Below are 12,743 nucleotides of genomic sequence, written 5' to 3'. Positions count from 1 at the left end.
GCGGAAAGTGATTAAGAAAACTGGGTACCAATGACTACCATTCGATATGGATAGGGGTACCCATTTTTACAAGTTGGAGAAACTCATCCATATCTTGATTGGTTAACGCGATACAGCCATCCGTCCAATCAAAACTTTGAATAAAGCTCGGCGAACGACGCTCGCCGTTTTTGATGCCATGGATTTTGATGTTTCCTCCAGGATCTACATCATTTTGCTCTGCCCATTGCATATCCGAAGGTTGCGGATAGTTAATATGTACTGAGCGATAAAAGTCCGACTCTTCCATCACATAATCGAGCTGGTATTCCCCTTCCGGCGTTCGGTTGTCCCCTTCAAAGCGTTTATGCCCTTTCGGTTGTTTGCCTAGCGCAATACGAAACTCCTGAATCACCTCTTCACCTTTTAGCAGATACATCCTACGTTTCGATTTATCGACTTTAACTAACGTAACCACTTGCGACAGCGAATCTATCTCAGATGCGCTATCCGGTACGTTGTAAAACTGTCGAGAGGAACTTTGAGGTGGACGTTTCGATGACCCTTGAGAAAGCTGAGCTACCTTTTCATCAGGGCTACTGTTAAGAACATCATCCACAATAATCACATGCTCGGAGTTTGAGCTCGTGGAAGAGGTTGAGTTAGATGAAGACGTTGAGACACGTTGAGAATGAGCCGGTGCAGACTCGAATACGATGGTTTCGATAGCGGTCGCGTCAGAGACTATTTTCTCGACCACGACTTGCTCAGCATTCGCGTTCGAAGCCACAAACAGTAAACACAGTGATAAAGGCAGAAACAGACGCACCTTTAGATCTCCTCAAAACGCATGGACATGGTTCGTGACTGAGTTTCCATTCCTAACGACTCATAGAAACCCTGAGCTTGTTGGTTAAACTCCATTACCTCCAACCTAAGTTCTATCGCTCCTCTCGCCTGCGCCCATTGATTAAAAGACTTCATTAACGCTCGACCAGCACCTTTGCTCTGAACCTGATCGTTCACCACAATCGTATTGACCCTTGCCACCTTGTGCGGCTGAATAAAACTGACGCCTTTGTTCTGCGTTACCTTACCCGCTAAAAAGCCAACGACTTGCTTGTCGTCTACTGCAACCAAGAAAGCGCCAAGTGGGTCAAGCATCAAACCTAACCAATACTCTTCACTGTCGGCCAAGCCTTGTGACGCTGGTGCAAATACCATAGGCGCACCAAGATGATGTTGACGGTTTATCTGCTCAGAGAGCGCTAAGATCGCGTTAATATCAGTTACCTTGGCCGTCCGGATTTGCATATCATCACCTTGTTTGAATTCAATAACACCTTAGCAAAAATGGCTTAGTTGTGCACCGTTACACTGGTCAACTCAGACGCTCTGTGAAGGCTGAACATTAATATTAGGCACTATGTTTAGGGAAATTGTTCCGTAAATCTCAGGCACATTGCCAGCCGTTGAGTGCTACTATCTCTGCAGAATCAATATACTAACGACGACTAACGACTGGATACCTATATGATTAAGTTTGCTGTAATTGGAACCAATTGGATTACACAAAAGTTTGTTCAAGCTGCGCACGAATCTCAATCGATGCAACTTGCTGCGGTTTACTCTCGAAATCTAGACAGCGCGGCACAGTTCGCCCAAGAATTTGACGTTGAAACCACGTATGACTCACTCGACGCATTGGCCAATGACAACACTGTAGAAGCCGTGTACATCGCTTCCCCTAACTCACTGCATTGCGAGCAATCTATCTTCATGATGGAACACGGCAAGCATGTTATCTGTGAAAAGCCGGTTGCATCAAATATTGATGAAGCAACACGCATGTTCGAAGTCGCTGAGAAAAACGGTGTGGTGCTGTTTGAGGCGTATAAATCTCAATTCCTACCGAACTTTAAGCAAGTTCAACTTGGGTTAGAAAAGATTGGCAAGGTACATAAAGCACACATCAACTACTGCCAGTATTCATCGCGCTACCAAAAATACCTAAACGGCGAGAACCCAAATACCTTCAACCCAGCTTTTTCTAACGGCTCATTGGTCGATATTGGCTTTTACTGTGTTGCCGCGACAGTCGCGCTATTTGGCAAACCTGAAAACGCACAGGCTTCTGCAAAGCTACTTGATTCAGGTGTCGATGCTCATGGCTGTGCGATCTTCCAATACCCTGAGTTTGATGTGACCCTTGCGCACTCCAAAGTCAGCGACTCTTATGCGCCAAGCGAGATCCAAGGTGAATTAGGGGCGATCATCATCGATCACATCGCTGAATGTACTGACGTTAAGATCCGCTACCGCGATGGCACGGTAGAAAACCTTACTCAAGCACAAAGCGAAAACTCCATGAGTTACGAAGCGCAGGCCTTTGCTAGCTGCATTGCTGGCGACAACGCAACACAAGCGCAGGCCCAACTGCGCGCTTTAACGGTTGCGAAGTTAATTACAGAGATGCGCCAACAAGTTGGTGTAGTGTATCCAGCGGATAAATAACGTCACAGCGTAAGTTAACAAACTGATTTTTAATACATAATTATTTATACATAACTGAATTTAATCTTTACGACAAATAACCGGATTAGTTGATTAAGGTCCCATCTGTTTAAATCCGCGTTCGATATCTATCGTATTTATTTAATTTATTGAAGGTGTGTAAAGTGTTTTCAGTTGATGATCGCGTTGTAGCAACAAAAGGTGTTGAACTAGGTGAAATGGTAGTAACTGGCCTAAGTGCTGGTGGCGGCTACGTTCACGTTACAACGGTAGAAGGCGCAATGACGCTTACTTACCCAGCGCAAGATCTTAAAAAAGCATAGTTTAACCACTCTGCCCTTTTAGTAGTCACTCTACTAAAGGTAACAAAATTGAGGCTTTGGCTGACTTCACTCTTCTGCATTAGAGTAAGCAGCCAGAGCCTTTTTTATGCCCGTCATTTACCCACCAGCTTTCTCATTAGCTTACTCGTTACAATAAAACCGCACTCAACTGACAATAGAATTAGGCAACGAGTTTCTACACTAGGTGCTTATTCTCATCGTTCTCTTGATATTCCCGTGCACTTAATCGCAGTGAATAGTTCTTGTTAACAAAGGCTTATTGTCTGCGAAAGTTTCTGGTACATTAGCATCATCTTATACTAAGAAAGACCCGAATGAGGGAAGCTATGAAGCTTTACATTTACGATCACTGCCCTTTCTGTGCAAGAGTCTCCTACATTGCTCAATCGCTAGGCTTGAACATTGAGCTTGTTTCTGTCGATTATGATGATGCCCAAACCCTTATCGATCTGATCGGTAAAAAGATGGTACCCGTCTTACAAAAAGACGATGGCTCTATCATGGCAGAGAGCCTAGATATCATCGCGTACTTCATGGACTTGAAATCAAGCGATGAGCAGCGTGTGCCATCTGAGCAAGTGACTGTGTTCCAAACTCGCGCATTCCCTCTTACTCAACAGATTGGACGCCCACGTTGGTGGAACCTCGACTTGGCTGAATATCGCTCTGCTGGAGCCAAAGAAGCTTGGCGTGCCAGTAAAGAGACCGAAGGTTTTAACTTTGAAGAACTGTTAGAAAAGACGCCTCAGTTCGTTCAACTGATTAACCCATTACTGAAAGATGCCGAACTCTTACTGGATCTAGAGAATGGTGAGTCATCACTGCCTCTAGTCGATCAAGCGGTGTATTTCTCGATGCTTCGTGGCTTTTGCGTAGAACCAAGCATCACATGGCCACCAGCACTTGAACGCTGGTTAGAAAAGAAAAGTGAAACGCTAAAGCTGTCTTTACTTCGCTAGAAAGCTATCTCGATTAAGAAAACAAGCTCTGACTCGCAAGCGACTACAACGAGCACAAACAGAAAATCGAAGCTCTCAGGTGTAAACTGCGAGCTTCGATTTTCTTTTATCTGGCCATTCTATTTCTCTAAGGCTTTGTCTTACAGCAGACGCCTTCTCAAACCTGTTCGCTCCAAGATTCGTGTCGAAATTTCTTCAACCGATAGTGAAGAGGTGTTGATGTAAGGTATCGCTTCTCGACGGAACATCGCCTCTACCGTTTGCAATTCATACAAACATTGTGAGTCACTGGCGTATTCGCTGCCTGCTAAGCGGTTCTCACGAATTTCAGTGAGCCTTTCTGCATCAATGGTCAAACCAAACAGCTTATGTCGGTAAATCTCAAACTCTGGCAACAGCTTTAAGCGTGCCAAGTCATCGTGGATAAATGGGTAGTTTGCTACGCGTAAGCCAAACTGCATCGCCATATACAAACTTGTTGGTGTTTTGCCACTTCGAGAAACACCCAACAAGATGATGTCGGCTTCTTCCAGCCCTTTTAGCGTGATGCCATCATCATGCGCGAGCGTGTACTCAATCGCAGCAATACGGTCGAAATACTTCACCGAGTCCTTGTTTACACTGCGTGAGCGCTGCAACTTAGGAACAGGCGCCATCTGAATGTCATCCTGTACTTTCTGCACGATGCTCTCTAACACGTCATAACAGTGCGCGGGCGCTTCTAGCAATTTGGTTTTGATATCAGGTATCACAATCGAAAAGAACACTAGCGGTTCTAATCCGGTATCACGATACGAAATTTCAATCTCTTTTAATAAATCAGAAAGTTTGTCCTCACTTTCCACAAACGGAAAGGTTTTTTCATTGGCTTTAAAAGGGAATTGACCTAGAACAACATGCCCTAAAGTCTCACATGTTATGGCCGTTCCATCAGAAACATAGAATACATCACGACTTTGGATATCAATTTGCATTTTTTATTTAATGTTTAAAATTATTTTGAGTAGGATGGGAACCATAATATATATAACGAAACCCTGCTGACTATTACGTCCCCCACAGCTTTAAAAAATAATTTACATTTTTTTAAACTGATACGTAATCGTTTGCCTTTAAATCCCTACAATGCTTGCTATGTTTCTGGAGAAATAAATGCAAAATAATACCCTATGGTTCAATGGCCTATCCATGGAAGATGTCGACAAAGTCGGCGGTAAGAACGCCTCACTGGGCGAGATGGTTTCTAACCTGTCCAATGCTGGTGTTTCTGTACCTAATGGTTTTGCTACCACCTCTTATGCGTTTAACGACTTTCTTGACTACAAAGGTCTTGATGAGCGCATCCACCAACTACTTGATGAACTTGATGTTGAAGACGTTGACGCCCTGCGTAAGACAGGTGCAACGATTCGACAATGGGTTCTAGACGCACCCTTCCCAGAATCACTAGAGCAAGACATCCGTGATAACTACCGCGAGCTAATCGAAGACAACGAAGAATTGTCTGTAGCTGTGCGTTCATCTGCAACCGCAGAAGACCTTCCAGATGCTTCATTCGCAGGCCAGCAAGAAACCTTCCTTAACGTGAAAGGCATCGACGCGGTACTCGAAGCAACCAAGCACGTTTACGCGTCACTGTTTAACGACCGCGCTATCTCTTACCGTGTACACCAAGGCTTTGACCACCGTGGCATTTCATTGTCTGCGGGTATCCAGCGCATGGTTCGCTCAGACAAAGCCTCTTCAGGTGTGATGTTCACGCTTGATACTGAGTCTGGCTTCGACCAAGTGGTATTCATCACCTCTTCTTGGGGCTTGGGTGAAATGGTTGTACAGGGCGCAGTGAACCCAGACGAGTTCTACGTTCACAAGCCAATGTTAGAAGCGGGTCACTACCCAATCGTTAAAAAGACGTTTGGTTCTAAGTTGATCAAGATGATCTACTCGACCAATCAAGAAATCGGCAAGCAAGTCGATATCATCGACACCGACACTCAAGAGCGTAACGAGTTCTCACTCAACGATGAAGAGATCAAAGAGCTAGCAAAACAAGCGATGATCATCGAGAAGCACTACCAACGTCCAATGGACATTGAGTGGGCGAAAGATGGCATCGACGGCAAGCTTTACATCGTTCAGGCTCGCCCAGAAACCGTATGTTCTCAAAGCGATCAAAACGTTATCGAGCGTTACGAGCTAAACAATAAGGCGGATGTCTTGGTTGAAGGCCGCGCTATCGGTCAGCGTATCGGCTCTGGCCCTGTTCGCTTGGTTGATTCTCTAGACCAAATGTCACTGGTTCAAGAAGGCGACGTGCTGGTAACTGACATGACAGACCCAGACTGGGAACCTGTGATGAAGAAAGCGTCTGCGATTGTGACTAACCGTGGTGGCCGTACTTGTCACGCTGCGATCATTGCTCGCGAGCTTGGTATCCCAGCGATTGTTGGTTGTGGCAGCGCAACAAGCAGCCTAAACGATGGCGATACCGTGACAGTGTCATGTTCAGAAGGCGAAACAGGCTACGTTTACAACGGCGAACTCGATTTTGAAATCAAACGTTCTGAGGTTGATGAGCTACCAATGCTACCAACCAAAGTAATGATGAACGTGGGTAACCCAGATCGTGCCTTCGACTTTGCACAAATCCCGAACGAAGGTGTTGGCCTTGCTCGTCTAGAATTTATCATCAACAAGATGATCGGTATTCACCCTAAAGCGCTGCTTAACTTCGATGCACAAACGGATGAGCTAAAAGCGGAAATCAACGAACGTATTCGTGGCTACAAAGATCCTATCGATTTCTACGTAAGCAAATTAACAGAAGGCATCGCGACTATCGCTTCTGCATTCTGGCCTAAGCGTGTGATCGTACGTATGTCTGACTTTAAGTCGAACGAGTACAGCAACCTAGTCGGCGGTAAAACGTTTGAACCGCATGAAGAGAACCCAATGCTAGGCTTCCGTGGTGCATCTCGTTACATCTCACCAGTATTCGAAGACTGTTTCGAGCTAGAAACTCAAGCGATCAAACGCGTTCGCAACGAAATGGGCCTTAAGAACGTTGAAATCATGATCCCATTCGTTCGTACTCCAAGCGAAGCGGCATCGGTTATCGACATTCTGGCTAAATTCGACCTTCGCCGTGGCGACCAAGGTCTGAAAGTGATCATGATGTGTGAGCTACCATCGAACGCAATCTTGGCTGATGAGTTCTTGAAGTACTTCGATGGCTTCTCTATCGGCTCAAACGACATGACGCAACTGACACTTGGCCTCGACCGAGATTCAGGCGATGTGGCACACCTCTTCGATGAGCGTAACCCAGCCGTGAAAGCAATGCTGAAAATGGCGATCGATGCGGCAACCAAAGCGGGTAAATACGTGGGTATTTGTGGCCAAGGCCCATCTGACCATGACGACCTAGCAGAGTGGTTAATGGAGCAAGGCATCAGCTCTGTTTCACTAAACCCGGATACGGTTATCGATACGTGGTTGAAGCTAGGTAACGTTGTTAATAAATAAGTAAATAAGTAAATAAGTAAATAAGTAACGCTTCACGCGGTACCTTAACGACAAAAGCCAGTCGCGTTGACTGGCTTTTTTAGGTTCTTTCCAAATTAGCTGGCTAGAGCGCTAGAAGTAGTATCTCACACCAACCCAAGCTTCGGTTTGCCAACCATTCGGCATTGACACACCTTTCACATCAACATCCGCTTTGGTAATGTCATAGCGCGTATTCAACCACCAAGTTCTTGCAGTGTTCATCGGCACATTTAACGATGTTTTAAATGAGAAGTTTTGCATGTCGATATCATCACCAGAAAGATCTTGCCACTCAGGAACCAAAGACACATAAGCGCCAGAGTCACCGAGATGCTTCGCGGTAATCAAACCAAGCGAGTATCCCGTTAAATCATCTTTAGATGAAGTGACGCCAGGGATCTCCATACTACCAGTCATCAGTCCTGCTCTTGGAAATACCAGGAATCCACCGGTATAAGCTGGATTAATCGCAACAACACCGCCAACCGACAATAAGTCATTTTTAATACTGTTGCGCGTATTAATATAATCTAATGAAAGACCCACTTTAGGCGTAGCTTTCGTCCCCGTTTCAAAGACGTGGAAGTACTGAATTCTAGAGTTGCTGTACTCTGTACCGAATTTGTCTGGATCGCGAAGCGCTGTGTTGCTTTCATCGACAAACGTCCCTTCGGCCAGTAGGGCAAACTGCTGACCGTTTTCTAAACCGCCAGAAACTTGCCCTTGAAATTGGATATCTGAACTACCATTCAGCATCAATGCAGCTTGAGTATAAACTTTAGTGACATCAGCAGGATCGATAACACGTTCGGAATCTGAATCAGCATGTGCAGGAAGGGCTAGACCTAAACTCAACGGGATTAATAGAGCAAACTTTTTCATTATATCTCTCGAAAGTCGTTTGCTTCCTCCTTGAAGCCTGGAACATCCTGTTAGGTAATAAATAGATTACTTGTCAGCAAGTAGTTTTGCTGCCGAACGCATTAGTGCAGGGCCTTTATTCTCACCAAAACCTGAGTGGTATGGGTTGGTTGAGAACATCACACCCACAAAGTCACGTGCAGGATCGATGTAAATAAATTGGCCTAGGTTGCCACTTTTCGACATTGCACCGTCATTGAAAATGAAATCAAATTGGTATGCGTTGTAGTCTGCTTTTTCGTTGTATGCGTGCAGTGAACTGCTCTCTTTGCTAGTACCTACGAATGCTTTTGGATCACCGCCGTTGCGGATACGATCAATCACAGCTTGTGACACCACTGGCTCATCAGCCACCGCTTTCCAGCTAGGTGTAAATAGTGTTCCCCAGCGAGCCATGTCTTCTACCGTTGATGAAACCAAGCCAACCGCGATCGCCATGCCATCTGGCGTCAAGTTGAATTGCATTGGTTGACGTGCGTGCACTTTTGACCAAACACGATCTTCGAATACTTGAGTCCAAGTTTTGTTCTCAACGTTTTCAACTAACTTAGTCAGCACCATGGTGTTGATAGATGCGTAACGGAAATGGTCACCGGCTTTTTCACCTTCCAGTTTCTGTGCACCTTGAGCCACTTCCATCCAAGTTTCCATTTCACCCGTTTTTGCACGAGGTGAGTTAAACGATGCCGCAAAGAAACGCACCACATCAGAGTCTGGGTTCAAGATAGACTCTAATGTCTCTTCATTGTCTAGCGCGGTCGACATGTTCAGAACTTGGTGTACTGTGATGCCATCCCAGTTCGTTCCTTTCAATTCAGAAACATACTCAGCGATCTCTTTTTCAGGGTCGACTTTGCCCTCTTCCACTAACATTGCGATCACTGTGCCAACCGTCGTTTTTGCTGTAGATGCCCAAACGTGCGTATCTGTCGGCTTCATACCTGGGTAAGCTTCGTAAACGATCTCCCCTTTGTGAATCAACATAAAGCCTTGGGTACGGAACTGTTCATCCGCCAAGTACTCATCCATTGTCAACTGACCTTTGCTTTCAGTATCAACTTTCAGTGCAGCGAGTCGTGGGTCGATATTTTTGACTAAAGGCTTGTACTCTTCGTTTGGAGCCGCCAGTGCCGTTGGTAGAAACTCACTCATGTGCATGTTGTAGTAAACGCTGTGGTCGCCGCCCATCTGCCAATGAAAGTTATTGAATAACTCACGAGCTGAGTCAGTAAAACTTGGGGTAAATGCTGTGCTCGCCTCTTTCACGGTCAAGGTAACTTGAGCACCTTCAACTTTCAGAGCTTCTTCAACTGGGTTTGCTGCAAGAGCAAATGATGATGGGGTCGCTAACGATACTAGAACGGCAATGTGTTTAAGTTTCATAATTGTTCTCCTGTTTAGGTTAGGAAAAGTATAGGGAGATGCGCTACACTTAATTAGGTCACTTGATGACATTTAATGGTAGGCACAAAACAATGAAAGCATCATCGAACACCACCAGCATACTGCTCACTTCGACCAGTAACATTGCTCCATATATTCAGTATTGTGACAAACATAGACTGGATTGGCGCACCGTCGCCGTTGCGTGCGGTCTACCCATTGAACTGACACAATCCAATCAATGGCTTCCTACACAAGACGTGATTCGCTTCATTCATGGCCTTGAGCGTAAGTTTGGCTATTCGATAGGGATTGAGGTTGGACGTAAGGCCTCTCTAGAGCAATTGTCACCTGAGCTAGACCGAAAAATTGAACAATGCACTTCTCTCGAGCAAGCGGTACGCTGCTTGATTACTGAAATATCGACCTTAAGTAATCACGTCACCATATGGACGGAAAAAAGCGATGGATTGTGGTGGCTGTGTCATCGAAGTTACTATCACCCATCGACCTCAGGTTTTGAACAAGCAGAATGGTTTCGCGCCCTGACCGTAATTAGCCTATGCCGTAAGTTCATTGACAGTCACTGGCAACCATCACACGCCAAGTTGGTCTCTAAGCACAACAGCGCACGTAAATTACCTAAGCATTTCTTTGATTCTGATATTCAGTTTGAAGAGCAATACGGTGCGTTCTCGATTCCGCTGCCCGATGATTATCGTGCCATTTCAGAACGAAATAGTACCCAAGATTGGCATCACGCTGTCGAGATATTAATAGACACCTATGCGACTCTACCTTGGTTCAATATTGAGTGGTTTGCGACCATGCTCGGCATGACAAAACGAACGCTGCAGAGAAACCTGAAGAGCAAAAACATTCTCTTTAAACAAGCCAAAGAACAAGTTCGGGAAGCTAAAGCAAAACAGCTACTTGAAGAGACCAACCTTTCTGTTCAAGACATCAGTTGGCAAGTGGGTTACAGCGACTTGAGTAATTTCAATCGTGCATTCAAAGGTTGGGTTGGAGTCACGCCACCAAGTTATCGGGATAAAGCGAAACATTAGAAATAGTCGAATGGAAAACCTTTAGACCCAATCCGCTAATATAAAACTCAGAAACAAGATACGACACCTTAAATTTCAATAAGCGAACGCATAAAGTTACATTGTACAATGCTCACATACCGATGAAACTGTGCAAAGGTAATATCGATAGATTTAATGACATTTATTGGTATCGAGCTAACGTTACGTTATCCTTTACGCAATTCTTCATTGAGTGGATTGTCACTACGACAAACCTACCTTCAAGACTGATAAGAGTGTTATGAATTCTACGACCGCAACTCCCTCGCCTTCTCTTGGCCGACAACTCTATACAATGACATGGCCAATGCTGTTTGGGGTGCTCTCCCTGATGAGCTTCCAACTTGTAGACAGTGCTTTTATTGGCCAGTTAGGCGTACTGCCGCTCGCGGTTCAAGGCTTCACGCTACCAATTCAGATGATCATTATCGGGATTCAAGTCGGACTAGGCATCGCGACAACGGCTGTGATCGCGAGAGCTATTGGGGCTAACGAGATACGCTATGCCAAACAGCTCGGCGGATTAGTCGTTGCGATGGGCAGTGTGAGTGTCGCGCTGTTCTCGGTCATCATCTATCTGTTGCGTGGTCCTATTTTACAACTCCTCGATGCACCACCGACGGTACTGCCGATCATTGATTATTACTGGATCTATTGGCTGGTAAGCTCTTGGACAGGCGCACTGCTCTACTTTTTCTACAGTGTGTGTCGTGCCAATGGTAATACCATGCTGCCCGGTTCGATGATGATCGCGACCAGCATCATCAACTTGATATTGGACCCGATTTTCATATTCACGCTCGACATGGGCATCAACGGAGCCGCGATTGCGACCATCTTGGCGTTCGGTGCGGGTATCTTTATCGTTGCTCCTAAGGTAACTAAGAAACATTGGATGACATTTGACTGGCACGATCTCAACATTGGTAAGAGTGTTCGCTCCATTGGCAACATCATGGGACCAGCGATGATCAGTCAGCTACTGCCACCAGTCTCTTCGATGCTCGCCACCAAACTGCTTGCAGGCTACGGCACAGCAGCCGTTGCAGCTTGGGCGCTAGGTTCACGTTTTGAGTTCTTTTCGATTGTTGCAGTGCTTGCTCTGACTATGTCGATGCCACCTATGATTGGCCGAATGTTGGGAGAAAAGAACCTAGGGAACATACGTAGTCTTGTGAAGATTGCCGTGATGTTTGTATTAGGATTCCAATTGGTGATCGCACTGGTAACTTGGATGTTCTCTGGCGGGTTGGCAAATCTCATGACCAGCGAAGACGAAGTCTCGACCATTTTGAACTACCACTTACTTATCGTTCCTATCAGTTTAGGGCCGTTGGGTATCTGTATGCTGATGGTTTCTATCTCGAATGCGCTTGGTAAGTCTTATACTGCCTTAACGATATCAGCACTGCGCCTGTTCGCCTTCTTCTTGCCTTGCTTGTGGATTGGTTCGCAGCTTGCTGGTATTGAAGGCCTGTTCTGGGGTGCCATGGTGGGTAATGTGCTTGCCGGTACATGTGCTTGGTTTATGTACCAACGCGCACTTGGGCAAGTCGAGGCTAAACTTTCTAATTAATCAGTTAGCGAACTAAACGGCTTGCCAGCTAAACCGCTATAAAGTTATTAAACGAAAAAGCAGCCACTTAGGCTGCTTTTTTAGTTTCAGACTTAAAATATATTGGGGTTAGACTTGCTCAAAGTAAGCCAAAAACTCACCGCAATCTTTTTGGAATGGTGGCAATATTTCTGCTAGTGTTTCATCATCCCAATGCCACCATTCAAAGCTTTCTAATCGCTCGGCATAGCTAGGAGCATCAAACCGAGGACGCAGTTGCCAAACGCAATCGAGTATGGCGGTACGCCTTAAGCAGCGGTTGCCAACGAAAACAATCAACATAAATGAGTTAATCATTCCATTGTATCAAAGTACTTCACCAGCCTAAAACTGCAGTACTTCAGTTTCATTCGGGACCATTTTAAAAGGAAGTTATACCAATTAAAGTAAAAAT

12 protein-coding genes are annotated in these 12,743 nt (G+C 45.4%); 6 read left to right on the top strand and 6 right to left on the bottom strand.

Going from position 1 to position 12,743, the window contains the following annotated elements; translation table 11 throughout:
* Positions 1 to 34: 34 nt before the first annotated feature.
* Positions 35 to 808 carry a murein L,D-transpeptidase family protein gene (locus tag AB4371_RS18450; RefSeq protein WP_017067270.1) on the bottom strand — a complete coding sequence of 258 codons (774 nt, stop codon included), beginning with the start codon at positions 806 to 808 and terminating at the stop codon, positions 35 to 37.
* Between the two features lie 2 nt (positions 809 to 810).
* Positions 811 to 1,293, bottom strand: coding sequence for a GNAT family N-acetyltransferase (locus AB4371_RS18445; RefSeq protein ID WP_017064907.1), 483 nt, complete (start codon positions 1,291 to 1,293; stop codon positions 811 to 813).
* A gap of 219 nt (positions 1,294 to 1,512) precedes the next feature.
* On the opposite strand from AB4371_RS18445, the gene AB4371_RS18440 reads away from it, so the two are divergent.
* The 3 genes from AB4371_RS18440 (at position 1,513) to grxB (ending at position 3,796) form a co-directional block, all read left to right on the top strand.
* Complete coding sequence (locus AB4371_RS18440; RefSeq protein WP_017060561.1) at positions 1,513 to 2,493, top strand: Gfo/Idh/MocA family protein; 981 nt, start codon at positions 1,513 to 1,515, stop codon at positions 2,491 to 2,493.
* A gap of 164 nt (positions 2,494 to 2,657) precedes the next feature.
* Entirely contained in the window at positions 2,658 to 2,816 is a 159-nt protein-coding gene (locus tag AB4371_RS18435) for a hypothetical protein (RefSeq protein WP_004733064.1), read from the top strand.
* 347 nt (positions 2,817 to 3,163) lie between these two features.
* Positions 3,164 to 3,796, top strand: coding sequence for a glutaredoxin 2 (gene grxB / locus AB4371_RS18430; RefSeq protein ID WP_102394180.1), 633 nt, complete (start codon positions 3,164 to 3,166; stop codon positions 3,794 to 3,796).
* Positions 3,797 to 3,936: 140 nt separating this feature from the next.
* Here grxB and AB4371_RS18425 read toward each other — a convergent pair whose 3' ends face one another.
* Entirely contained in the window at positions 3,937 to 4,770 is an 834-nt protein-coding gene (locus tag AB4371_RS18425; protein ID WP_017060559.1) for a pyruvate, water dikinase regulatory protein, read from the bottom strand.
* A gap of 178 nt (positions 4,771 to 4,948) precedes the next feature.
* On the opposite strand from AB4371_RS18425, the gene ppsA reads away from it, so the two are divergent.
* Positions 4,949 to 7,321, top strand: coding sequence for a phosphoenolpyruvate synthase (gene ppsA, locus AB4371_RS18420; RefSeq protein WP_372150453.1), 2,373 nt, complete (start codon positions 4,949 to 4,951; stop codon positions 7,319 to 7,321).
* A gap of 111 nt (positions 7,322 to 7,432) precedes the next feature.
* Here ppsA and AB4371_RS18415 read toward each other — a convergent pair whose 3' ends face one another.
* Together AB4371_RS18415 and AB4371_RS18410 are read right to left on the bottom strand one after the other, a co-directional pair.
* Positions 7,433 to 8,224 carry a hypothetical protein gene (locus AB4371_RS18415; RefSeq protein ID WP_017064910.1) on the bottom strand — a complete coding sequence of 264 codons (792 nt, stop codon included), beginning with the start codon at positions 8,222 to 8,224 and terminating at the stop codon, positions 7,433 to 7,435.
* Positions 8,225 to 8,290: 66 nt separating this feature from the next.
* On the bottom strand, positions 8,291 to 9,646 hold the full coding sequence (locus AB4371_RS18410; RefSeq protein WP_017060556.1) for a serine hydrolase: 1,356 nt from the start codon (positions 9,644 to 9,646) through the stop codon (positions 8,291 to 8,293).
* A 92-nt stretch (positions 9,647 to 9,738) separates the two neighbouring features.
* On the opposite strand from AB4371_RS18410, the gene AB4371_RS18405 reads away from it, so the two are divergent.
* Together AB4371_RS18405 and AB4371_RS18400 are read left to right on the top strand one after the other, a co-directional pair.
* Positions 9,739 to 10,713, top strand: a complete 975-nt coding sequence (locus tag AB4371_RS18405; RefSeq protein ID WP_137002312.1) for an AraC family transcriptional regulator — start codon at positions 9,739 to 9,741, stop codon at positions 10,711 to 10,713.
* Between the two features lie 262 nt (positions 10,714 to 10,975).
* Entirely contained in the window at positions 10,976 to 12,310 is a 1,335-nt protein-coding gene (locus tag AB4371_RS18400) for an MATE family efflux transporter (RefSeq protein ID WP_372150452.1), read from the top strand.
* 108 nt (positions 12,311 to 12,418) lie between these two features.
* On the opposite strand, the gene AB4371_RS18395 is transcribed toward AB4371_RS18400, so the two are convergent.
* On the bottom strand, positions 12,419 to 12,646 hold the full coding sequence (locus AB4371_RS18395; protein WP_371973534.1) for a phosphonate metabolism protein: 228 nt from the start codon (positions 12,644 to 12,646) through the stop codon (positions 12,419 to 12,421).
* Positions 12,647 to 12,743 lie beyond the last annotated feature (97 nt).

Source organism: Vibrio sp. 10N.261.51.A3, assembly GCF_041471965.1.
GTDB classification, from domain to species: domain Bacteria; phylum Pseudomonadota; class Gammaproteobacteria; order Enterobacterales; family Vibrionaceae; genus Vibrio; species Vibrio crassostreae_C.
The sequence above is the reverse complement of the archived record's forward strand: the minus strand, read 5'-3'. Positions and strand labels throughout refer to the sequence as shown.